Source organism: Bradyrhizobium sp. AC87j1 (assembly GCF_002936975.1).
Lineage (GTDB): Bacteria > Pseudomonadota > Alphaproteobacteria > Rhizobiales > Xanthobacteraceae > Bradyrhizobium > Bradyrhizobium shewense.
On record NZ_PTFE01000010.1, the window covers coordinates 51,649 to 74,400 of the forward strand.

The window sequence follows — 22,752 nt, forward strand, 5'->3', positions numbered from 1 at the left end:
GGCAACTCCCCCCGCTCGATTGCAACCAAGCCCCCACGCTCGTTCCTCACCCCGCGGCGCTCCCCAACGGCGCCGCGGGGAACTTAGGCGAAGAGGATGGGCGGTAGAACTACGGGGCATCGAGAATCTGCCAACGGGCCCCCCAATTCGGGCAGATTCAACAGTCCATGTTGTAACCGCGCCACGGTTTTGCCGGGCGCCATTCCCATTCCGCGCACATACGGACGCATGAGAACGTCCACATTTGTGGACGGCCATTCACATCAGTGGTTGACCGTCCAACTCATGGTGCCGGCAAGGGCTCAGTAATTGCTCGGAGACGACCCATTCGGGATGCCGTCAATCGGACATTCGTCCGTGCCGGGGGTGGAGCGGGTCATCGCCTCGACCATGTCCCTCGTGCCTTCGGGATCGGCGATCCAGTTCTTGTAGAAATCATACGGGCACGCCGCGACGCCGCGCGGGCTTTCCCCGGAGTTGATCATGCCGGTGTAGCCGCGGTGGACCAGCTTGTAGAGATGGTTCTGCGACTGGCCGTTGCGGCGCGCATCGCGGATCAGATGTTTCGACAGCTGGGCGTACTGGATGCCGTAATCTTCCTCGCCGCATTCGCCGAGCGTACGGCCGTCGAAGCCGATGATCGCGGAGTGGCCGAAATAGGAATAGACGCCGTCGAAACCGGCGGCATTGGCGACGGCGACATAGACGTTGTTGGCCCACGCCATGGCCTTCGAGATCAGAACCTGCTGCTCCTTGGCCGGATACATGTAGCCCTGGCAGCGCACGATCAGCTCGGCACCCTTCATGGCGCAGTCGCGCCAGATCTCCGGAAAGTTGCCGTCGTCGCAGATGATCAGGCTGACCTTCATCCCCTTCGGGCCGTCGGAGACATAGGTGCAATTGCCGGGATACCAGCCCTCGATCGGCACCCATGGCATGATCTTGCGGTACTTCTGCACGATCTCGCCCTTGTCGTTCATCAGGATCAAGGTGTTGTAGGGCGCCTTGTGCGGATGCTCCTCATGGCGCTCGCCGGTCAGCGAGAACACGCCCCACACCTTGGCCTTGCGGCAGGCCTCGGCGAAGATCGCGGTCTCTTCACCCGGCACCGCGCATGCCGTCTCGTACATCTCCTTGGAGTCGTACATGATGCCTTGCGTGGAATATTCGGGGAAGATCACGAGGTCCATGCCGGGCAGGCCGACCTTCATGCCCACCACCATGTCGGCGATCTTGCGGGCATTGTCGAGCACCTCGGCCTTGGTGTGCAGGCGGGGCATCTTGTAGTTCACCACAGCGACGCCGACGGTGTCGTTGCTGCTGGAAATGTCGCCGTGAAGCATTTGAGCGCTCCTGTCGTTTATTGGTTTAAGGTCATCGCGGGCGTTAGTGGCTGATCATCCAGGGCCGCGCCGTGGGAAAACCCTTGGCGCCGCCTTTGGTCTTGGTCACCAGCCGCGCCGGCTTCTTGCTGTCTGGCGCGCTCTTGTCCTTCACGGTCTTGCCAGACGAGCAGCAGCCGCAGCCGGGACCGTGCGAGGCCTTGTATTGCGCCAGCGTCTGCGGCGCGTGGGCGCTGCGCTCGTTGACGGCATGCGCCTTGCGCTTCTCGGCCGTCATGCAGAAGAAATTCGGCGCGGTCAGGATCACGCGCGGCGCCGACGTCTCGCAGCGCGGGCAGCTTTGCGGATCGTCGCACTCGGCCATCGGACGCAGATCCGTAAAAGGTCCGCAGTCGTCACAGAGATATTCGTAGACCGGCATCGCATCACCTAAGCTCTTGCCTGTTCATACAACTCGCTGCCACCATTCGTGTGGAGACAGCCCCTCACCCCAACCCTCTCCCCGTAAGAACGGGAAGAGGGAGCGCACCGGCTACTTGTCCGGCGAGATCGGCATCTGGATATCGCCGGTGATGTGCTTGATGGGACCTGCCGCCGACGGCATCACGTCGAAGTCGAAGATCTCGGTCGGCAGCCACAGCGTGGCGCAGGCATTGGGTACGTCGACCACACCGGAGATGTGGCCCTGACACGGCGCGGTGCCGAGGATCGAATAGGCCTGGGCGCCGGAATAGCCGAACTTCTTCAGGTACTCGATCGCATTGAGGCAGGCCTGGCGATAAGCGATGTGGACGTCGAGATAGTGCTGCTTGCCAGCCTCGTCCACCGAGATGCCTTCGAAGATCAGATAGTCCTTGTAGTTCGGCGTGATCGGCGACGGCTTGAAGATCGGGTTCTTGATGCCGTATTTCGACATGCCGTCCTTGATCACTTCGACCTTCAGATGCAGCCAGCCGGCCATCTCGATGGCGCCGCAGAAGGTGATCTCGCCGTCACCCTGGCTGAAGTGCAGATCGCCCATCGAAAGACCCGCACCCGGCACATAGACCGGGAAGTAGATCTTCGAGCCGCGGGAGAGATCCTTGATGTCGCAATTGCCGCCATGCTCGCGCGGCGGCACCGTGCGCGCCCCCTCCGCGCCGATCTTGGCCTTGACGTCGCCCTTGGCGCGGCCGCCATGGGCGGTCGCCGCGAACGGCGGATTGGCAAGGCCGGGCACGCGGGTCGGATTGGTCGAGATCAACTCGGCCTCGCGCTTGTTCCAGGTCTCCAGCATCTTCGGATCGGGCAGACAGCCGATCAGGCCGGGATGGATCAGACCAGCGAAGTTGACGCCAGGCACATGGCGCGACGAAGTGTACAGGCCCTTGATGTCCCAGATCGACTTCTGCGCCAGCGGGAAATGGTCGGTGAGGAAGCCGCCGCCATTCTGCTTGGAGAAGAAGCCGTTGAAGCCCCACAGGCTCTCCTTCATCGGACCGACGTCGAGCAGGTCGACGACGAGGAGGTCGCCGGGCTCGGCGCCCTTGACGCCGATCGGGCCGGACAGGAAGTGCACGATCGACAGGTCGATGTCGCGCACGTCGTCGGCGGAATCGTTGTTCTTGATGAAGCCGCCGGTCCAGTCATAGGTCTCGATGATGAAATCGTCGCCGGGATTGACCCAGGCCACGATCGGGATGTCGGGGTGCCAGCGGTTGTGCACCATGTCATTTTCGTAAGCCGACTTGGTGAGATCGACCTTGATCAGTGTCTCTGGCATCGAGATGCTCCCCTTTTACACGGTTGGTTAGACGGACAGATATTTCGAGACCTGTGCGGCATCGACGGCATCGCGCGGATCGTCGCGCACGATCTCGCCGTTCTCGATCACCAGCACGCGGTCGGCGATATCGAGCGCGAAGCTCAGGACCTGCTCGGACACGACGATCGAGAGCCCCTTCTCGTCGCGGATCCGCTTTAGCGTTCGCGCCATCTCCTTGATGATGGAGGGCTGGATGCCTTCGGTCGGCTCATCCAGCAGCAACACCTTCGGTTTGGTTGCGAGCGCACGCGCAATGGCGAGCTGCTGTTGCTGGCCGCCGGAGAGATTGCCGCCGCGGCGGCCCTTCATCTCGAGAAGGACCGGGAACGATTCATAGATGTCACCGGGCACCTCGGATTCGCCCGCGACAACGAGGCCGGTCTCGATGTTCTCCTTCACCGTCATGGTGGAGAAGATCATGCGGCCCTGCGGCACATAGGCGAGACCCTTGGCGACGCGCTCGTAGCTCTTGAGGTTACCGAGCTCGGCGCCGTCCATGGTCACCGAGCCGCTCCTGGCCGGCAGGATGCCCATCAGCGACTTCATCAGCGTGGTCTTGCCCATGCCGTTGCGGCCCATGATCGCCACGATCTCGTTGGGCGCGACCTTGACGTTGAGCCCGTGCAGCACCTCGCTCTGGCCGTAGGCGACGTGAAGATCGGAAATTGCCAGCATCAGCGTGCTCCTAGACTCGGTATGCCTTCCTTCTCCCCTTGTGGGAGAAGGTGGCGCGGACGAAGTCCGCGACGGATGAGGGGTTTGCATCCGCGGATGCGACAGGCAGTTCGACGCGCGGAGAGAGACCCCTCACCCGGATCGCATCTGACGATGCGATCCGACCTCTCCCACAAGGGGAGAGGTGCACCGTCAATGCCGCTGCGGACTCGCTGGCTCTCACCACGTCAGTGCCCCAGATAGACTTCGATGACCTTGGGATCGTTCTTGACCTTCTCCATGGTCCCTTCGGAGAGGATCTGGCCTTGGTGCAGCACGGTGACCTTGTGGGCGATGTCCTCGACGAACTTCATGTCGTGCTCGATCACCAGCACCGAACGGTTCTTGATGATGCGGTTGAGCAGCTCGGCGGTCTTGGCGCGCTCGGACACGCTCATTCCGGCGACGGGCTCGTCCAGCATGAGCAGGTCAGGGTCCTGGATCAGCAGCATGCCGATCTCGAGCCATTGCTTCTGGCCGTGGCTGAGCTCGTCGGCATAGGTGTTGAGCTTGTCCTTGAGGAAGATCATCTCCGCCACCTCCTCAACCCGATCCTTCACGAGCTGGTCGCGCTGAAAGGTCAATGAGCCGAACACGGTGCGGCCACGCGGGAACGAGATCTCGAGGTTCTCGAACACGGTGAGATCCTCGAACACCGATGGCGTCTGGAATTTGCGTCCGACGCCGGTCTGCACGATCTCGTTTTCCTTCATCTTCGTGAGCTCCTTGCCACGAAACTGGATCGAGCCCGAGGTCGCCTTGGTCTTGCCGCAGATCAGGTCGAGCACAGTGGTCTTGCCGGCGCCGTTGGGACCGATGATGACGCGGATCTCGTTCTCCTCGACGTAGAAGGAGAGATCATTGACCGCCTTGAACCCGTCGAACGAGACGGTCAATCCCGAGACAGCGAGCAGGAATTCCTTGGGCTGATGACCGACGAGCATGATCTACCTCCTCACTGCCAGCGCGGCATCGGCATCGTGATGACCGACGAGCATGATGGTCTCCTCACTCTGCCGGTGCGCCGTCGGCGACCGAATTGTCGTTCCAGCCCGGCTTCCGCTTGCGCGAGGCGAACAGCCGATCAATTCGCGGCTGCACGTAATCGGCCCAGAGCCCGGACAGACCGTTCGGGAAGGCGAGCACGACGGCGATGAACAGCGCGCCGAGGCCGAACAGCCAGAGTTGCGGGAAGGACTCCGACAGACTGGTCTTGGCGAAATTCACCAGGATAGCGCCCCATATCGCGCCGAAGATCGACATGCGCCCGCCGACCGCGGTGTAGATCACCATCTCGATCGACGGCACGATGCCGACAAAGGAGGGCGACATGAAACCGACATTGAGCGCGAACATGGCGCCGCCGATCGCGGCGAAGACCGCGGCCATGCAAAAGGCAAAGATCTTGAAGTTGGCGACGCTGTAGCCGGAGAAGCGGACGCGGTCTTCCTGTTCCCGCATCGCCACCAGGATGCGGCCGAGCTTGGTCAGGCGGATGAACTGCGCGATGCCGATGCAGGCGAACAGCAGCACCACCTCGACGAAGTACAGGATGACCTTGGCGTGGTCGGGCCGGATGTCCCAGCCCTTGAGGGTACGCAGATCGGTCATGCCGTTGATGCCGCCGGTATAGCCCTGCTGCCCGACGATCAGGATGGTCAGGATGGCGGCGACGGCCTGGGTGATGATCGCGAAATAGGTGCCGCCGACGCGGCGCTTGAACATCGCGGTGCCGATGATCAGGGCGAACAGGCCTGGGACCAGGATGATGGCGAGGATGGTGAAGGTGAGGCTGTGGAACGGCTGCCAGAACAACGGCAGCGACGTGATCTGATTCCAGTCCATGAAATCGGGGATGCCGGGCGTCGACTGGATCTTGGTGTTCTCGACGCTGGATGCCTCGAGCTTGAGAAACATCGCCATGCAATAGCCGCCGAGGCCGAAGAACACGCCCTGCCCCAGGCTCAAAATGCCGCCATAGCCCCAGCACAGCACGAGGCCGAGCGCGACAAAGGCGTAGGTCAGATATTTCGCGACCAGATTGAGACGGAACACATCGAGCGTGAGCGGCAGGATCACGAACAGTACGGCGGCCAGAGCAACGAAGCCGATGAGCTCGGACCGATTGAAGAAGCGTGAGTTGATCATGACTTGCCTGCTTCTCGTTACTTGCGGACTTTGAGGGCGAAGAGACCCTGCGGCCGCAGCATTAGGATGCCAACGACAGCGAGCAGCGTCAGAACCTTGGCCATCGAGCCCGACATGAAGAATTCGAGCGTCGATTGCGTCTGCGAGATCGAGAACGCGGAGGCGATGGTGCCGAGCAGGCTCGCGGCGCCGCCGAACACGACGACCAGGAACGTGTCCACGATGTAGAGCTGTCCGGAGGTCGGCCCGGTCGAGCCGATCATGGTGAAGGCACTTCCGGCGATCCCGGCGATGCCGCAACCGAGCCCGAACGTGTAGCGGTCGACCTTCTCGGTATTGATGCCGACCGCGCCGGCCATGATGCGGTTCTGCACCACTGCGCGGACCTGGCGACCCCAGCGCGACATGTACATGACGTAGGCGACCGAAAGAGTGATCAGCACGGTGAGACACATCACGAAGACACCGTTGATCGGCACTTCGATGCTGTCGGTGACGTGCAGCGAGCCCAGCATCCATTGCGGCAACTCGACGCCGACCTCACGCGCGCCGAACACGGAGCGATAGGCCTGCTGCAGCATCAGGCTGAGGCCCCAGGTGGCAAGCAGCGTATCCAGCGGGCGCTTGTAGAGATGTCGTATCAGCACCCACTCCACCAGCATCCCCAATGCGCCGGACGCGACAAAGGCCAGGATCATCGCAAGGAAGAAATAGCCGCTGAACAAGCCCGGCAAATAGGACTGGAAGACATTCGAGGTCATCCAGGTGACGTAGGCCCCGAGGATCATGAACTCGCCATGGGCCATGTTGATGACGCCCATCTGGCCGAAGATGATGGCAAGCCCGAGCGCCATCAGGACGTAGACCGAGAACAGGATCAGCCCTGCAAAGCCCTGCATGACGAAGATGGAGCCGAGATCACCAAGCGAGTAGTCGCCGAACATCGATGTCCTCCGTCGGGGATAAGGGTCCCGCGTCGCGAGCAGGTTCGCGACGCGGGGGTCTTGGGCGTGGATTTGCTGTCCACGCCAGGGAGCGGTTGGACTTGAGGAAAAGCGCGACGGGCGCCGCAGCTTACTGGTAGCCCTTCGGGAACGGATCGGGCTCAACGAGATCGGCGGTCTCGTAGATCAGCTCGAACTGGCCATCGAGCTTGGCGCGTCCCACCCGGGTCTTCGACCAGAGGTGATGATTCTCGTGGATGCGCACATAGCCTTCCGGCGCGCCCTTGAACTCGACGCCGGGCGAAGCCGCTGCGATCTTGTCGACGTCGAAGGAACCCGCCTTCTCCACCGTCAACTTCCACAGCCACGGGCCGAGATAGGCAGCCTGGGTGACGTCTCCAATCACCGTCTTCTCGCCCCACGCCTTCTTGAACGCCGGCACGAAGGCCTTGTTGTTCGGATTGTCGAGCGACTGGAAGTACTTCATGCAGGCATAGGCACCCGCGATGTTCTCGCCGCCGATGCCGTCGATCTCGTCTTCGGTCACCGAGATCGTCAGCAGCGCCTGCTTGGAGAGGTCGATGCCGGCGGCCTTGAGCTGCTTGTAGAAGGCGACGTTCGAGCCGCCCACGACGTCGGTGAAGATCACGTCGGGCTTGGTCAGCTTGATCTTGTTAATGACCGAGTTGAACTGGGTGTTGCCGAGCGGATAGTATTCCTCGCCGACCACCTTGCCCTTCAGCACGTTCTCGACGTGCTTGCGCGCGATCTTGTTCGAGGTGCGCGGCCAGATGTAGTCGGAGCCGATGAAGAAGAACGACTTCGCGCCCTTTTCCTTGGCGATCCAGTTCAGGCCGGCGAGAATCTGCTGGGTCGCCTCCTGGCCGGTGTAGATGACGTTCTTGGACTGCTCGAGGCCTTCGTAGAAGGTCGGGTAATAGAGCATGCCGTTGTACTGCTCCATGACCGGCAGCACCGCCTTGCGGGAGGCCGAGGTCCAGCAGCCCATGATCGCCGCGACCTTGTCGTTGACCAGCAGCTTCTTGGCCTTTTCGGCGAAAGTCGGCCAATCGCTGGCGCCGTCCTCCTGGATGAACTTGATCTTGCGCCCGAGCACGCCGCCCATGGCATTGATCTGCTCGATGGCGAGCTTTTCGGCCTCGATCGACCCGGTCTCGGAGATGGCCATGGTGCCGGTCGCCGAATGCAGGATGCCGACCGTGACCTCGGTGTCGGTGACCGCAAGGCCGGTGGTGTTGACCGCCGAGGTCGCGGGAGCCTGCGCAAAGGATGCCCGCGGCAGCATCGTGATGGCCGGCACGGCGGCCATTCCCATCAATAGTTTGCGCCGGAGCGGCGACAAAAGGCCCTTGTTTGGTTCGTCTGACATGAGCACCCCACTTTTGTTCGAGGACACGCGATTGGTGCCGGTGAGGATGGCTCGGATCTATGCAGTGCCAGCATACGCAAGATCGCGTATACTGCACCGCAAAATGCCGACGTAGGCTTTTGGTACGGAATTTGCGAGGGCTCCGGGTCCGTATCAGGAGTGGGGTAGAGCGTGGCAGGGCGGCAGCGAATAGACCGCGTCAGGCGCCAGTACAACCAATGGGTCGCCAACCAGACGCTGGAAGACTACGCGCTGCGCTTCACGGCCAAGAGCGCGCGCCGCTGGTCCGCCGCCCGGGTCGCCAACACGGCGCTGGGCGCGATCTCGTTCCTGGCGATGGAGGCGATCGGCGGCACCATCACGCTGAACTATGGCGTCACCAACGCCGCCGCGGCCATCCTCGTGGTCTCGACCATTATCTTCTGCTGTGGCGTGCCAATCGCCTATTATGCCGCCAAATGCGGCATCGACATCGACCTGCTCACGCGCGGCGCCGGCTTCGGCTATATCGGCTCCACCGTCACCTCGCTGATTTACGCGTCCTTCACCTTCATCTTCTTTGCGATCGAAGCCGTGATCCTGGCGTCCGCGCTCGAGATGTGCTTCGGGATTCCGCGGCCGATCGGCTACCTCATCAGCGCCGTCGTCATCATCCCGCTGGTGGCCTACGGCATCACGCTGATCAGCCGCTTCCAATTGTGGACGCAGCCCCTGTGGATCGTGCTCCACATCATTCCGTTCGCGGCGATCGCCTGGCACAACCCGCACTCCTTCACGGAGTGGCGCAAGTTCTCAGGCGAGCACGGCGACCTCAACGGGCATTTCGACCTGCTACTGTTCGGGGTTGCGGCCTCGGTGGTGTTTTCGCTGGTGGCGCAGATCGGCGAGCAGGTCGACTTCCTGCGATTTTTGCCGCGCGATCGCCGCGCCTCCAAGGCGTCCTGGTGGGTGGCGCTGATGAGCGCAGGACCGGGCTGGATCGTGCTGGGCGCGCTGAAGCTCCTCGCGGGTTCGTTCCTCGCCTTCTTCGCGCTCAGCCACGGGGTGCCGCCCGAGGAGGCCGCCGAGCCCGCGCATATGTATCTCGAAGCGTTCCGCTATGTGCTGTCGCAGCCTGACCTCGCGCTGGCGTTGACCGGCACGTTCGTGATCCTGTCCCAGGTGAAGATCAACGTCACCAACGCCTATGCCGGCTCGATCGCCTGGTCGAACTTCTTCTCGCGCTTGACCCACAGCCATCCCGGCCGGGTCGTCTGGCTGGTCTTCAACGTCATCGTGGCGCTGCTGTTGATGGAGATCGGCGTCTACAAGGCCCTGGAGCAGACGCTGGCGCTCTATTCGAACGTCGCGATCGCCTGGGTCGGTGCGCTGGTCGCGGATCTCGTCGTCAACAAGCCGCTTGGATTGCGGCCACAGCAGATCGAGTTCAAACGCGCGCATCTCTACGACGTCAATCCGGTCGGCGTGGGTGCGATGACGATCGCGACCATTGTTTCCATCAGCGCCTTTTACGGCCTGTTCGGGCCTACCGCGAAGGCGCTGTCAGCCTTCATAGCGCTGGCCGTTGCCTTCCTCACCGCACCGCTGATTGCCTGGGCCACGGACGGCAAATATTACATCGCGCGCAAGCCGAAGCGGAGTTGGCAGGACCTCGAGTCGATCCAGTGCTGCATCTGCGAGCACGCGTTCGAGCCGGAGGACATGGCCTCCTGCCCCGCTTACGCCGGACCGATTTGCTCCTTGTGCTGCTCACTGGATGCCCGATGCCACGATCTCTGCAAGCCGCACGCGCGGATCCAGGCGCAGGTATCGGAGACGCTGGGCAAGCTGCTGCCGCAGCCGATCTACGCGCGCATCAATTCCCAACTCGGCCATTATGTCGGCGTGTTCGTGGTCTCCGCCGGCCTCGTCGCGCTGGTGCTGGGCCTGATCTATCTGCAGACCTCGGCGAGCGTGCATGGCGAGAATACGCTCGTCTCCGACGTGCTCTGGAAGGTGTTCTTCTCGCTCAGCATCATCATCGGTGTGGTGGCGTGGCTGTTCGTGCTGGCACAACAGAGCCGCCGGGCCGCCGAGGAGGAGACCCGGCGGCAGACCGCGCTGCTGATCCAGGAGATAGACGCCCACAAGCGCACCGACGCCGAGCTGCAGCGCGCCAAGGAGGTTGCCGAATCCGCCAACCTCGCCAAGAGCCGCTACGTGGTGGGCCTGAGCCACGAGCTGCGTTCACCGCTGAACGCGATCAGCGGCTATGCTCAGCTCCTGGAGCAGGACACGACGCTCAACACCAAGCCGCGCGATCAGGTCCGCGTCGTCCGCCGCAGCGCCGATCACCTCTCCGGCCTGATCGACGGCATTCTGGACATCTCCAAGATCGAGGCGGGACGGCTGTACCTGTCGCGCGACGAGGTGCGCTTCAGCGAGTTCCTCGATCAGCTCGTGGGCATGTTCCGCCTTCAGGCCGCTGCCAAGGGCATCGATTTCGTGTTCAGGCGGCCGGCGTATTTACCGCTGGTGGTCTATGCCGATGAGAAGCGGCTGCGCCAAGTGTTGATCAATTTGCTCTCGAACGCCATCAAGTTCACCCAGACCGGCAGCGTGCAGTTCGTGGTGCACTATCGCAGCCCCGTCGCGGAGTTCGAGGTGATCGACACCGGTCCCGGCATCCAGGGCGACGATCTCGAACGCATCTTCGCGCCGTTCGAGCGCGGTGCGCTCGGCGTCTCGCAGCCACAAACCGGCACCGGGCTCGGCCTGACCATCAGCCGTCTGCTCGCCGGCGTGATGGGCGGCGATATCAAGGTCATGAGCACGGTCGGCACCGGCTCAACGTTCAAGGTCAAGATCCTGCTCTCGGAGGTCATCAATCCCCAGCGCATCGCGCCGGTGGAGGCTCCGATCTCCGGCTATCACGGCGCGCGCAAGACCATCCTCATCACCGACGACGACCCCGTGCATCGCGACCTCCTGCGCGAGGTGCTGACGCCGCTCGGCTTCATCCTGCTCAGCGCCCCCGACGGCCCCGGCTGCCTCGCATTGGCGCAGCATTGCCGGCCCGATATGTTCCTGCTCGACATCTCGATGCCCGCCATGGACGGCTGGGCCGTCGCGGAGGCCTTGCGCGCGAGCGGCCATCACCAGGCGCGCATCCTGATGGTGTCGGCCAGCGCGATCGAGGCCCACGGCGCGCCGCTGGCGCAGCCCTTCCATGACGGCTATCTGATGAAGCCGATCGACATCCCGAGGCTTCTGGAGACGATCCGCCAGCTCCTCAAGATCGAATGGCAATACGGCTCGGACGAGATCGCGGTGCCGTTCTGGCGCCCCGAAAGCGGATCGAGGCCGCCGGCGCGGCACATCGAGGCGCTGATCGGGCTCGGCAGGATCGGCTACGTCAAGGGCATCCAATTGAAGCTGGACGAGATCGGCAGCGAGCATCCGGAACACGCCGACTTCGTCGCGCAGATGCGGTCGCTGGTCGACCGCTTCGATCTCGAGCAGTACATGGCCACATTGAAGACGTTGCATGCGCATGAACATTGAGTCGAAAAAGCGCGACGTCGCGCTCGTCGTGGATGACTCTCCCGAAACGCTGCGGCTGCTCACCGACGCGCTCGACGGCGCCGGCATGACGGTGATGGTGGCGCTCGACGGCGCGGCGGCGATCCGCATCATCGACCAGATCACGCCCGACATCGTGCTGCTCGATGCCGTGATGCCCGGCATCGACGGCTTCGAGACCTGCCGTCGGCTCAAGCGCGATGCGGGTCTTGCCAATGTCCCCGTGATTTTCATGACGGGCCTCGCCGAAACCGAGCATATCGTTCGCGGGCTCGAGGCCGGTGGCGTCGATTACGTGACAAAACCGATCGTGATCGAGGAAATGCTGGCGCGCATCCGCGTCCATCTCGGCAATGCCCGCCTGACCCAGAGCGCGCGCACGGCGCTCGACGTCTCCGGCCGCTTCCTGTTCGCGGTCGACCGCCAGGGCCAAGTGCTGTGGGCGACGCCGCAGGCGCAGAAGCTGCTGTCCGATCATCACGGCGCACAGGCTGACGATTTCGTCCTGCCGCCATCGCTGCTGCAATGGCTGGAGCAGGCCAGGGCCAAGGGCAGTTCGAAGTCCCAGGCGGCTTCCTTGCCCGACAACCCGCAGCTTCGGCTCTATTACATGGGCGAAACCGCGCCGAACGAGTTCCTGCTGCGGCTCTCCAGGGAGTCCGGCACCGCGCTGCCCCCCGAATTCACCAGCGAACTCGGTCTCACCACCCGCGAGGGCGAGGTGCTGGCCTGGCTCAGCAAGGGCAAGACCAACCGCGACATCGCGCAAATCCTGGGCCTCAGCCCGCGAACGGTCGACAAGCATCTCGAGCAGATCTACGCCAAGCTTGGCGTGGAGAACCGCACGGCGGCGGCGGCGATTGCGGCGAATACGACGCGAAGGAATTCGTAGAGCCGCGGTGTGGATGAGTTGGTACGCCGCTCACCCAACCGACGGTGTCGTCCCGGACAAGCGAAGCGCCGATCCGGGACCCATAACCACAGGAAGCAATCTTCCGCGAGTCGGCAACTCCGAGTGCCCATAACCACTTCTCCCTGTGGCTATGGGTCCCGGGTTCGCTTCGCGCCCCGGGACGACGGCGGAGTGTGTGGCAATCACATCCGCCTCTCACACGATCAGCGCCCTCACCGGTAAACAAACGCCTTGTCATCCAGATCCGTCTTCGGGATCTCGTCCTTCTCGGTCCAGTAATCCTGGCTGTGCTGCCATTCCGGCTTGTCGCCGCGCTTGGGCAACAGGTCCATGTTGCGCATCATATAGCCGGGGTTGAAGTTTTCCGGATCGATCCAGGGCAGGATCGGCATGTTGTGGTCTTCGGCGCGCAAGCGCACCTCGACCTTCTTCGCGCCCTTGTCCTTCATATGGCCAAGAAGCCGGCAGACGAAATCTGCGACCAGATCGACGCGCAGCGTCCAGCTGGCGCGGAAATAGCCGAACACCCAGACCATGTTCGGAACGCCCGTGAACATCATGCCGCGATAGGTGACGGTGTCGCCGAACGCCAGCGGCTTGCCGTCGATCTCGAAGGCGATGTCGCCGAGCGCCGCGAGATTGAAGCCGGTCGCGGTGACGATGACATCGGCTTCCAGCAGCTTGCCGGATTTGAGCTGAATGCCGTTCTCGACGAAGCATTCGATCTCGTCGGTGACAACGGAGGCCTTGCCGCTGGCGATGCCCTTGAACAGATCGGCATCGGGCACGAACGCGATGCGCTGCCGCCACGGCCGGTAAGTCGGCGTGAAGTGCGTCTCGACGTCGTAGTCGGGACCGAGCACCGCGCTGATCTGGCCGATCAGGTCTTTCTTGACCTGTTCTGGCTTGGACACGCAGAGTTTCGTGAAGGCATCCTGCTCGAACAGGATCTTGCGCCGAACGATCTCGTGGATCCAGGCCTCATCGACCTGAAGCCTGCGCAGCTCCTCCGCGATCTCGATGGCGTTGCGGCCGAGGCGAAAATAGGTCGGCGAACGCTGCAGCATGGTGACATGCGCGCACTTGTCCGCGATGTTCGGCACCAGCGTTGCCGCAGTCGCGCCTGAGCCGATCACCACGACCTTCTTGTTCGTGAGGTCGAGATCATCAGGCCAGGTCTGCGGATGGACGACGCGGCCCTTGAAGCGATCGGTGCCCTTCCATTCCGGCGTATAGCCTTCCGAATGGCGGTAATAGCCCTGGCACATCCAGAGGAAATTCGCGGTGAACGTCTTCGGCTCGCCGGTGTCGGTCGTCACCGCCTCGATGGTCCAGAGACTCCGCTCGCTCGACCAGCTCGCGGAATTGATCTTGTGCTTGTAGCGGATATGCCGCGCGATATCGTTGTCGTCGATCACCTCGTTCATGTAGGCGAGGATTTCTTCGGCGGTCGCGATCGGCGGCCCGACCCAGGGCTTGAAGCTATAGCCGAACGTATGGAGATCACTGTCCGAGCGGATGCCGGGATAACGATGCGTGCTCCATGTGCCGCCGAACGTCGCCTGCGTTTCCAGGATCACGTAGCTGGTGCCTGGAAGCTGCTTGTTGATGTGATAGGCGCTGCCGATGCCGGAGATGCCGGCGCCGACGATCAGTACGTCGAAATGTTCAGAAGCCTGTTTGGCCGTGGCGTGACTGCGAACAGCGACATTCATTGTTGCTTCTATGCCTTGCTTGTTTTTGTGGCCGCCCTTGACGGACGACGCGTTTCCTCCGCGGCCGGCATGATCACCCGCCGCGCTTCCGCTTCAAAATGACATAGATCAAGTCGCGGTCAAATCACAGTGCCGCACCCCAGCTCCGCGCGGTCTGCAAGATCCAGTCGCGGTAGAGCGTGAGCGGCGTGACCCCCGTCAATCCGCCACAGCCATCGCCGGCGTTCGGTCCCGTCGCCCAGCTGATGACACCGACAAGCACGGCGCCGTTCGGCTTGTCCTCGAACACAGGACCACCGGAATCGCCGGTACAAGCGCCAATTCCGTCGCGAACACCGTTGGTTACGGGATCGACCAGGCGGATCTGAAGCGTGCCGGGCTGGCCCGTGACGACAAGGCCCGCGACGCGCGTGGCCCCGCCGCTCCTGCCATCACCGCGCACGGTGACACCGGTACCGGCAATGACGAAACGGCTACCGACCTGGATTGGAATATTCGGCGCGCCAACCGGCACCGCCGATTTTCCCTTGAGTGGAATTTCCAGTTGCAATAGCGCCACGTCTGCACCGGCACGATGCACCTGCGCTTTATAGCCCGGATGGATCGCGATGGTGCGCACGTTCAGCAATTGCGGTGCGCCACCGCTGCGATCGACGATCTTGTAGTCCGCGCCCGGCGGCAAGCAGTGAGCGCCGGTCAATACGATCTTCGGCGCGATCAGAGTGCCGGTGCAAGAATTGCCGCGCGAGCCGACGATGGTGACGACGGCGCGCGCGACGCCATCGGCCTGCGGCGTGCCGCCGCCAACAATGGCATGAGCGGGCGTGGCGAGCACCAGAGTGACCGCGGCGAATGTCGCGATTGTCTTCATGGGGAACATGTCTCGTCAGTCGGTTCGGGGAGCGCCTGATTTGCTTCGGACTGGTCCTTGCCGATAGCGCATGCTAGCCCTCTTGGAAAGGAATTGACGAGGGCAGGACATTGGCGATCGAAGCTGTGATCTTTGATTTTGGCGGCGTGCTGACGAGTTCGCCGTTCGAGGCATTCGCGCGGTTCGAGACCGAGCGCGGCTTGCCCGTCGACATCATACGCAGGACCAACGCCACCAACCATTTGGAAAACGCCTGGGCCAAGTTCGAGCGGGCCGAAGTCGATATCGACACCTTCGACGAATTGTTCGCCACGGAATCGCTCGCACTCGGCGCGGAGGTGCGCGGCCGCGACGTGCTGCCGCTGCTGCAGGGCGATCTGCGCCCCGAGATGGTCGAGGCATTGAAGCGCATCAAGGCGCAATTCAAGACCGGCTGCATCACCAACAATCTGCCTGCCAATGCCATCGGCAGCATGACCGGGCGCTCCCTCTATATCGCCGAAGTCATGGTGTTGTTCGACCACGTGATCGAATCCGCCAAGATCGGCCTGCGCAAGCCTGATCCGCGAATCTACAGGCTGATGGTCGAGACGCTGAAGGTCGATCCGAACAATTGCGTCTATCTCGACGATCTCGGCGTCAATCTGAAACCCGCGCGCGAGATGGGCATGACCACGATCAAGGTGACGAGCGGCGCCCAGGCGATCGCGGAGCTTGAGGCGGCGACGGGGTTGCAGCTCGGGTAGGCACAACTTATTCCGCAGCCGTAGGGTGAGCAAAGCGGAGCGTGCCCACCAAAAATGGCGCGACGGAGATGAAGGTCGTGGGCACGGCGCTTTCGCGCCTTTGCCCACCCTACGAGAGCTCGCAATGACGGCGGAGCCTACTCCGCCGCCGCGATCCGCTCCGGAAACGCCGCCGCCAGCTCGTCGCGATCCGGCTTCAGCACGCCGCGCTCAGTGATCAAGCCCGTCACGAGCCGCGCCGGCGTCACGTCGAAAGCGTAGTTCGCGACCGGCGATCCCTCTGGCACGATGCGCACCGTCTCCAGCCTTCCATCGGCCGTGCGGCCGGTCATGTCGGTGACTTCAACCCCGCTGCGCTGCTCGATCGGAATATCGCGGATGCCGTCATGGACGCTAAAATCGATCGTCGGCGACGGCAGCGCGACATAGAACGGCACGCCATTGTCGTGGGCGGCGAGCGCCTTCAGATAGGTGCCGATCTTGTTGCAGACATCGCCATTCGCGGCGACGCGGTCGGTGCCGACGATGGCAAGATCGACCATGCCGTGCTGCATCAGGTGCCCGCCGGTGTTGTCGGGGATCACCGTGTGCGGCACGCCATGATGACCGAGCTCCCAGGCCGTGAGCGAGGCGCCCTGGTTGCGCGGACGCGTCTCGTCGACCCAGACATGGACCTTGATGCCGCGCTCATGCGCGAGATAGATCGGCGCCGTCGCCGTGCCCCAGTCGACGGTAGCGAGCCAACCGGCGTTGCAATGGGTCAATACGTTGACGATCTCGCCACGCTTCTTCGATGCAATTGCCTCGATCAGCTTCAGCCCGTTGCCGGCGATGCCGCGGTTGATCTCGACATCCTGCTCGACGATCTCGTCGGCGCGCGCATAGGCCGCCTCGGCGCGCTCCAGCGGATCGATCGGCGCGAGCGCCATGCGCATCTCGTCCAGCGCCCATTTCAGATTGATCGCGGTCGGCCGCGCCACCACCAGCGTGTCGTAAGCGCACTTCAGGCCTGCGTCGGAGGCGTCCTCGCGCATGGCGAGCGCCATGCCGTAGGCCGCCGTGGCACCGATCAGCGGCGCGCCCCGCACCAGCATGTCGCGGATGGCGACGGCCGCGTCTTCGCAGGATGTCAGCTTCGCGACGACGAACTCATGCGGCAGCCGGCGCTGGTCGATCGCACCGATTGACCAGCCGTCATGCTCGCGCCAGATGCTGCGAAAATGCTTGCCGTCGACCTTCATGGCATTCTGCCTTTCACTTCACGCGCAGGATGCGCCCGGCCACCGCGTCGAGCTTCTTCAGCAGCTCGGGATCGCGCGCCTCGGGCGCGGTGATCAGCGCGGTGTCGAGCGCGCGGTCCGAACCGATTGGACAGGGCTCATGCTCGCGCGGAAAGTCCTTTGCCAGCCGCGCCACCAAGGCCTTGGCCTTGTCGGCGTTCGAGGTCAGCACGCGGATGATGTCCTGCACGGTGACGGCGTCGTGATCGGGATGCCAACAATCGAAATCCGTCACCATCGCCACCGTGGCGTAACAGATCTCCGCCTCACGCGCGAGCTTCGCCTCCGGCATGTTGGTCATGCCGATCACGGAATAGCCCAGCGTCTTATAGGTCATGCTCTCCGCATAGGTGGAGAATTGCGGCCCTTCCATGCAGACATAAGTGCCGCCACGCGCGATCGCGATGCTTTCGGCTTCCGCGGCCGCGGCAATATGAATGCGCAGACGTGGAGAAACCGGATGCGCCATCGACACATGCGCGACACAGCCCCGGCCGAAGAACGAGCTCTCGCGCTTGTGGGTGCGGTCGACGAACTGGTCGACGAGGACGAAGGTGCCCGGCGGCAGCTCCTCCCTGAAGGAACCGCAGGCCGACAGCGAGATCAAATCGGTGACACCGGCCCGCTTCAGAACGTCGATATTTGCGCGGTAGTTGATGTCGGAGGGCGACAGCCGGTGCCCCTTGTCATGCCGCGGCAGGAATACGATCGGCAACCCTGCGATGGTGCCGCGGCGCACGGGCGCCGACGGCTCGCCCCAGGGGCTCCTGATCACCTCTTCGCGCGCACCCTCGAGGCCCGGCAAATCATAAATGCCCGAGCCGCCGATGATGCCCAATACCGCCTGCGTCATGCCTGCTCCACCCTGTTCGCCACGTGCGACATGGTTAAGCTATGCCAGTTTTGCGGCGGTTTTGGAACGGGGGTGGTGGGGGCGATGATAGTAGTGTGAGGGCGCAGGCCCCACACTCAGTGTCGTCCCTGCGAACGCAGGGACCCATAACCACAGCCCTTGGGTTGGCGAAGACTCGTAGTTCGGTACTTCGACCGTCATAAGGTCGAGAGATTCCGCGGTATGGGTCCCTGCGCCACGTGCGCAATTGCGCACTAGGCAGGGACGACACCGTTTGCTTAAGCCGCGGTCGCCAGCTGCAGCTGGGTCGCCACCATCCGCTCCAGCGTCTCGACCGACTGGAAATTCTCCGGCGTGATCTCGGACTGCGGAATGGTGAAGTCGAACTCGGCTTCGACGCCGAGCATCAGATTGACCATGTCCATCGAGGTCAGGCCGACATCGACGAGCTTGGCAGACGGCGTGACATCGGCCACGAGCGAATTCTGCTCGAGGGTGCCCTTCACCAGCTTGATGATGCGATTACGTACGTCGGTATCAAAGGCTTGCATCGGCAAATTCCCGTCTGTCTGTCAAAGGTCGGACCGGCTTGCCGCTACGATGGGCACGGCCTGTCGGTCCCGCAATGGGCGACACCAATACTTCGCGTTTCTTAGTAAACGATGACTCAGATTGTCTGAAATTCAGGCTTCTTCCAGAGTCCTAACGCGATGCTGGAAAAACGGGTGATGCAAACAACCGGACCTTAACTGTTCGTTCGGAATTGGACTTTGTTTACCCTCTATTTCATCGACGAATTTGAATTAAATCCGTAGCCTCGTCTCACAAGCAAAGATGGCCGGAGGATCGCTTACGTGCATCGCGAATGATGCCGGCGATCTCGAACGGCAAACCGGAGGCGGACGAGTATGAACGTGCGTGAAGCAGTCCTCACTGTCGACGAAACGCAGACGGGATTCCTCGAGCAGGGCCCCTCCCTGATCGAGCGCGCCTCCCGAACCGCCGCAGCTGCCGCGGCCGACGCAGACGGGGTCGATCGCGACGCTCGTTTCCCGCACAAGGCTTTCGAGGTCGCGCGCGAGCAGAAGCTGCTCGGCGTCATGATCCCGGTCGAGTTCGGCGGCTTCGGTGCCTCCATCTACGACGTCACCGACATCTGCTACACGCTCGGACGCGCCTGCGCCTCGACCGCGATGATCTACGCGATGCACCAGACCAAGGTCGCCTGCGTCGTCAGGCACGGCCACGGCATCCCCTGGATGGAGACCATGATGCGCCGGGTCGCCCGCGACCAGTGGCTGCTCGCCTCCTCTACCACCGAAGGCCAGAACGGCGGCAACATCCGCGCCAGCGCCGCTGCCGTCGATCACGCCGGCGACACCGTCTCGCTGGTGCGCGACGCCACCGTGATCTCCTACGGCGCGGAAGCCGACGGCCTCGTCACCATCGCCCGCCGCGCTACCGAGGCCGCCGCCTCCGACCAGGTTCTGCTGGCGCTCGCCAAGGACGATTATTCGCTGAAGCGGACGCTGGGCTGGGAAACGCTCGGCATGCGCGGCACCTGCTCGACCGGCTTCGAGCTGAAGGTCGATTGTCCCGCCGATCGCGTCTTCCCGGAATCCTATGACAAGATCCACGCCCAGACCATGACGCCGTTCGCACATCTGTGCTGGTCGTCGGCCTGGGCCGGCATCGCCGCCGCAGCCGTGACCCGCGCGCAAGCCTTCGTCCGCAAGGCGGCCCGCACCTCCGGCGGCCAGATGCCGCCGGCCGCGGCGCATTTCACCGCCGCCAAGATGTCGCTGGCGAAGCTGCGTGCGCTGCTGTCGACTAATATCGATGCCTTTGCCCGCGCCGAGCATGACGAGCGCGCCCTCGGCTCGCTCGACTTCCAGTCCTCGATCACGCTGCTGAAGGTGCAGGCTTCCGAACTCGCGGTCGAGACCGTGATGCATGCGATGCGCACAGCCGGCCTCTCCGGCTACCGCAACGACGGCGAGTTCACCATGGGCCGGCACCTCCGCGACGTGCTGTCGTCCCCGATCATGATCAACAACGACCGCATTCTGGCCAATGCCGCGACATCGACGCTGATGAGTGGCGTGCCGACAAGCCTTCACGACTGAATCAACAATAACAATTTTGAGATAGCAGGACATCGCGCCATGAATATTGCCATCCTCCCCGACTCGCCCGCGACCGCGCCGCAGATGATCGATCCGCTCGATCATCTGGCCGACAAGCTGTTCCACCGCATGGGCGCCGACGGCGTCTATGCCCGCACCGCGCTCTATGAAGGCGTCGTCGAGAAACTCGCGGCGCTGATCACGAGCCATCGCGAGAGCGGCACCGAGGTGATGCGCTTCCCGCCGGTGATGAGCCGGGCTCAGCTGGAGAAATCCGGCTACCTCAAGAGCTTTCCGAATCTGCTCGGCTGCGTTTGCGGTCTGCACGGCACCGAGCGCGAGATCAACGCCGCGGTGAGCCGCTTCGATGCCGGCGGCGACTGGACCACCTCGCTGTCTCCCGCCGATCTCGTGCTGTCGCCCGCCGCCTGCTATCCGGTCTATCCGATCGCGGCGAGCCGCGGCCCCTTGCCGAAGGGCGGTCTGCGCTTCGACGTTGCCGCGGATTGCTTCCGCCGCGAGCCGTCGAAACATCTCGACCGGCTGCAATCGTTCCGGATGCGCGAATATGTCTGCATCGGCAGCCCAGACGACGTCGCCGATTTCCGTGAGCGCTGGATGGTGCGCGCGCAGGCGATCGCGACCGACCTCGGCCTCACCTTCCGTGTCGACTATGCCAGCGATCCTTTCTTCGGTCGTGTCGGCCAGATGAAGGCGGTGAGCCAGAAGCAGCAGCAGCTCAAGTTCGAGCTGCTCATTCCGCTGCGCTCGGAAGAGCAGCCGACGGCCTGCATGAGCTTCAACTATCACCGCGAGCATTTCGGCACGACCTGGGGAATCCAGGATGCCGGCGGCGAACCAGCCCACACCGGCTGCGTCGCCTTCGGCATGGACCGGCTGGCTGTCGCCATGTTCCACACCCACGGCACCGACCTTTCCGCCTGGCCCGCCAAGGTGCGGGACGTCCTGGGCCTGCAGCCGCGGGTCACGGCCGACGCCCATGTCGAAGGCTGGCGCTAGCTGCATGATCCGGATCCGAAGGATCGCGTCGACGAAAAGTGCGAAGCGGTTTTCCGAAAAGATCATGCTGAAACAATAGACCAAACGAGGCCGGTCATTTCCACGGGTAAGACGAGCGTGATTCACACCAAGGTCCGATGCCGCGAGATCACCGAGTCCGACGCCGAAGCGGTCGCGGACCTGCTGACGCGCGGCTTCGTCGGCCGCTCGCGGAACTATTGGATCCAGGGTCTGCGCCGGCAGGCCTTCCGGTCCGTCCCGGAGGGCTATCCGCGCTTCGGCTACATGCTCGAGAGTGACGGCACGCCGGTCGGCGTGCTGCTGCTGATCTACACGGCGCGGAAGGACGGCGAAGAGACCGCCATCCAGTGCAACCTGTCGAGCTGGTATGTCGATCCGGCCTACCGCAACTATGCTCCGCTGCTGACCAAGATCGCGCAGCGGCACAAGGACGTGACCTATTTCAACATCAGCCCGGCACCGTGGACCTGGCCGATCATCGAAACGCAGGGCTTTCGCGCCTATTGCCGCGGCATATTCTTCTCGGTTCCTGCCCTGGCGCGGCCTCCGCGCTGGAGCGAGATCGAGGTCATCTCGCCTCACGCCAAGACGATCGAGGGACTTTCCGAAGGCGAAACCGAGCTGCTGACACGGCATGCGCGCTACAATTGCCTCAGCCTCGTCTGCCGCACGCCGAAGGGAACATTCCCCTTCATCCTGCAACCGGTGCGGATCCGCCGCGGCTTCATCGCGCCCCCTGCGATGAAGCTGATCTATTGCCGCAGCGCCGCGGAATACGCCGCCTGCGCAGGTCGCATCGGCCGGCTGCTGCTTCGGCTCGGCAAGATCGCGGTGGCGATCGATTCCAACGAACCGCTTCCTGGCCTGGTCGGTATTTATACCGAGCGGCGCGGTCGCAAATATTTCAAGGGACCGGATCGGCCGCAGCTCGGCGATCTCACCGATACGGAACTGGTGTTGTACGGACCGTAGGGAAGGCTGTCGGACCAGACCACCGCTGTCGTCCCTGCCTAGTGCGCAATTGCGCACGGGCGCAGGGACCCATACCGCGTGATCTGTCTCTAAGCCGCAATGCTGGTACCACGGGAAGGTCCCTTCACTTCCAATCTTCGTCAAACCTTTCTCTGTGGTTATGGGTCCCTGCTTTCGCAGGGACGATACTTCATTTGACGCGCCCTCCCGGCCAACTCTCGCGCGCACCTCCGCATTTCCGACGCGCTCTCCATCGCCAGTCACCCTCCGTAAACTACTGCGCTTAAGGGAATTTTCCGGCCTCTTCGCTACCCTCGGCGGCTGAATTAGG

Annotated in this window: 19 protein-coding genes; 6 read left to right on the forward strand and 13 right to left on the reverse strand. The window is 63.1% G+C overall.

The genetic code is table 11. From position 1 onward, the window contains the following. Positions 1 to 302 precede the first annotated feature (302 nt). From CV770_RS08495 to urtA, 8 genes are all read right to left on the reverse strand, one after another. On the reverse strand, positions 303 to 1,343 hold the full coding sequence (locus CV770_RS08495) for an aliphatic amidase (RefSeq protein ID WP_091964391.1): 1,041 nt from the start codon (positions 1,341 to 1,343) through the stop codon (positions 303 to 305). Between the two features lie 43 nt (positions 1,344 to 1,386). Then, positions 1,387 to 1,764, reverse strand: a complete 378-nt coding sequence (locus tag CV770_RS08500; protein WP_104462002.1) for an FmdB family zinc ribbon protein — start codon at positions 1,762 to 1,764, stop codon at positions 1,387 to 1,389. A 111-nt stretch (positions 1,765 to 1,875) separates the two neighbouring features. Then, the gene (gene fmdA, locus CV770_RS08505) at positions 1,876 to 3,105 is read right to left on the reverse strand and encodes a formamidase (protein WP_018316778.1); all 1,230 of its coding nucleotides are present in this window, start codon (positions 3,103 to 3,105) and stop codon (positions 1,876 to 1,878) included. A 27-nt stretch (positions 3,106 to 3,132) separates the two neighbouring features. Further along, positions 3,133 to 3,822: an urea ABC transporter ATP-binding subunit UrtE gene (gene urtE / locus CV770_RS08510; RefSeq protein ID WP_104462003.1), complete on the reverse strand. Its 690-nt coding sequence runs from the start codon at positions 3,820 to 3,822 to the stop codon at positions 3,133 to 3,135. A 227-nt stretch (positions 3,823 to 4,049) separates the two neighbouring features. Continuing rightward, complete coding sequence (urtD, locus tag CV770_RS08515) at positions 4,050 to 4,805, reverse strand: urea ABC transporter ATP-binding protein UrtD (RefSeq protein WP_091964397.1); 756 nt, start codon at positions 4,803 to 4,805, stop codon at positions 4,050 to 4,052. A gap of 64 nt (positions 4,806 to 4,869) precedes the next feature. Further along, positions 4,870 to 6,009: an urea ABC transporter permease subunit UrtC gene (urtC, locus tag CV770_RS08520; protein WP_104462004.1), complete on the reverse strand. Its 1,140-nt coding sequence runs from the start codon at positions 6,007 to 6,009 to the stop codon at positions 4,870 to 4,872. 17 nt (positions 6,010 to 6,026) lie between these two features. Then, positions 6,027 to 6,953, reverse strand: a complete 927-nt coding sequence (urtB, locus tag CV770_RS08525) for an urea ABC transporter permease subunit UrtB (RefSeq protein WP_018316774.1) — start codon at positions 6,951 to 6,953, stop codon at positions 6,027 to 6,029. A gap of 130 nt (positions 6,954 to 7,083) precedes the next feature. After that, positions 7,084 to 8,343 carry an urea ABC transporter substrate-binding protein gene (urtA, locus tag CV770_RS08530; protein ID WP_104462005.1) on the reverse strand — a complete coding sequence of 420 codons (1,260 nt, stop codon included), beginning with the start codon at positions 8,341 to 8,343 and terminating at the stop codon, positions 7,084 to 7,086. A gap of 171 nt (positions 8,344 to 8,514) precedes the next feature. Here urtA and CV770_RS08535 point away from each other — a divergent pair, with 171 nt between their 5' ends. Next, positions 8,515 to 11,886 (forward strand): hybrid sensor histidine kinase/response regulator, encoded by a 3,372-nt coding sequence (locus CV770_RS08535; RefSeq protein ID WP_104462006.1) that lies wholly within the window; start codon positions 8,515 to 8,517, stop codon positions 11,884 to 11,886. Then, a complete protein-coding gene (locus CV770_RS08540; protein WP_201759760.1) occupies positions 11,870 to 12,796 on the forward strand; it encodes a response regulator in 927 nt (308 codons plus the stop codon). Before CV770_RS08535 ends, CV770_RS08540 begins: the two co-directional genes overlap by 17 nt. Positions 12,797 to 13,029: 233 nt before the next feature. Here CV770_RS08540 and CV770_RS08545 read toward each other — a convergent pair whose 3' ends face one another. Together CV770_RS08545 and CV770_RS08550 are read right to left on the reverse strand one after the other, a co-directional pair. Then, complete coding sequence (locus tag CV770_RS08545; RefSeq protein WP_104462008.1) at positions 13,030 to 14,532, reverse strand: flavin-containing monooxygenase; 1,503 nt, start codon at positions 14,530 to 14,532, stop codon at positions 13,030 to 13,032. 124 nt (positions 14,533 to 14,656) lie between these two features. Further along, on the reverse strand, positions 14,657 to 15,403 hold the full coding sequence (locus CV770_RS08550) for a S1 family peptidase (RefSeq protein WP_104462040.1): 747 nt from the start codon (positions 15,401 to 15,403) through the stop codon (positions 14,657 to 14,659). 110 nt (positions 15,404 to 15,513) lie between these two features. Here CV770_RS08550 and CV770_RS08555 point away from each other — a divergent pair, with 110 nt between their 5' ends. Continuing rightward, positions 15,514 to 16,149, forward strand: coding sequence for an HAD-IA family hydrolase (locus tag CV770_RS08555; RefSeq protein ID WP_201759761.1), 636 nt, complete (start codon positions 15,514 to 15,516; stop codon positions 16,147 to 16,149). Positions 16,150 to 16,286: 137 nt separating this feature from the next. On the opposite strand, the gene mtnA is transcribed toward CV770_RS08555, so the two are convergent. The 3 genes from mtnA to CV770_RS08570 form a co-directional block, all read right to left on the reverse strand. Continuing rightward, positions 16,287 to 17,390, reverse strand: coding sequence for an S-methyl-5-thioribose-1-phosphate isomerase (gene mtnA, locus CV770_RS08560; protein ID WP_104462009.1), 1,104 nt, complete (start codon positions 17,388 to 17,390; stop codon positions 16,287 to 16,289). 13 nt (positions 17,391 to 17,403) lie between these two features. Beyond that, positions 17,404 to 18,282 carry an S-methyl-5'-thioadenosine phosphorylase gene (locus CV770_RS08565; RefSeq protein ID WP_104462010.1) on the reverse strand — a complete coding sequence of 293 codons (879 nt, stop codon included), beginning with the start codon at positions 18,280 to 18,282 and terminating at the stop codon, positions 17,404 to 17,406. Between the two features lie 278 nt (positions 18,283 to 18,560). Continuing rightward, positions 18,561 to 18,833: a phosphopantetheine-binding protein gene (locus CV770_RS08570; protein WP_104462011.1), complete on the reverse strand. Its 273-nt coding sequence runs from the start codon at positions 18,831 to 18,833 to the stop codon at positions 18,561 to 18,563. Between the two features lie 357 nt (positions 18,834 to 19,190). Here CV770_RS08570 and CV770_RS08575 point away from each other — a divergent pair, with 357 nt between their 5' ends. From CV770_RS08575 to CV770_RS08585, 3 genes are all read left to right on the forward strand, one after another. Beyond that, positions 19,191 to 20,408: an acyl-CoA dehydrogenase family protein gene (locus CV770_RS08575; protein WP_104462012.1), complete on the forward strand. Its 1,218-nt coding sequence runs from the start codon at positions 19,191 to 19,193 to the stop codon at positions 20,406 to 20,408. 39 nt (positions 20,409 to 20,447) lie between these two features. Further along, positions 20,448 to 21,428, forward strand: a complete 981-nt coding sequence (locus CV770_RS08580; RefSeq protein ID WP_104462013.1) for an amino acid--[acyl-carrier-protein] ligase — start codon at positions 20,448 to 20,450, stop codon at positions 21,426 to 21,428. Between the two features lie 117 nt (positions 21,429 to 21,545). Next, entirely contained in the window at positions 21,546 to 22,421 is an 876-nt protein-coding gene (locus tag CV770_RS08585) for a GNAT family N-acetyltransferase (RefSeq protein ID WP_104462014.1), read from the forward strand. Positions 22,422 to 22,752: the final 331 nt, after the last annotated feature.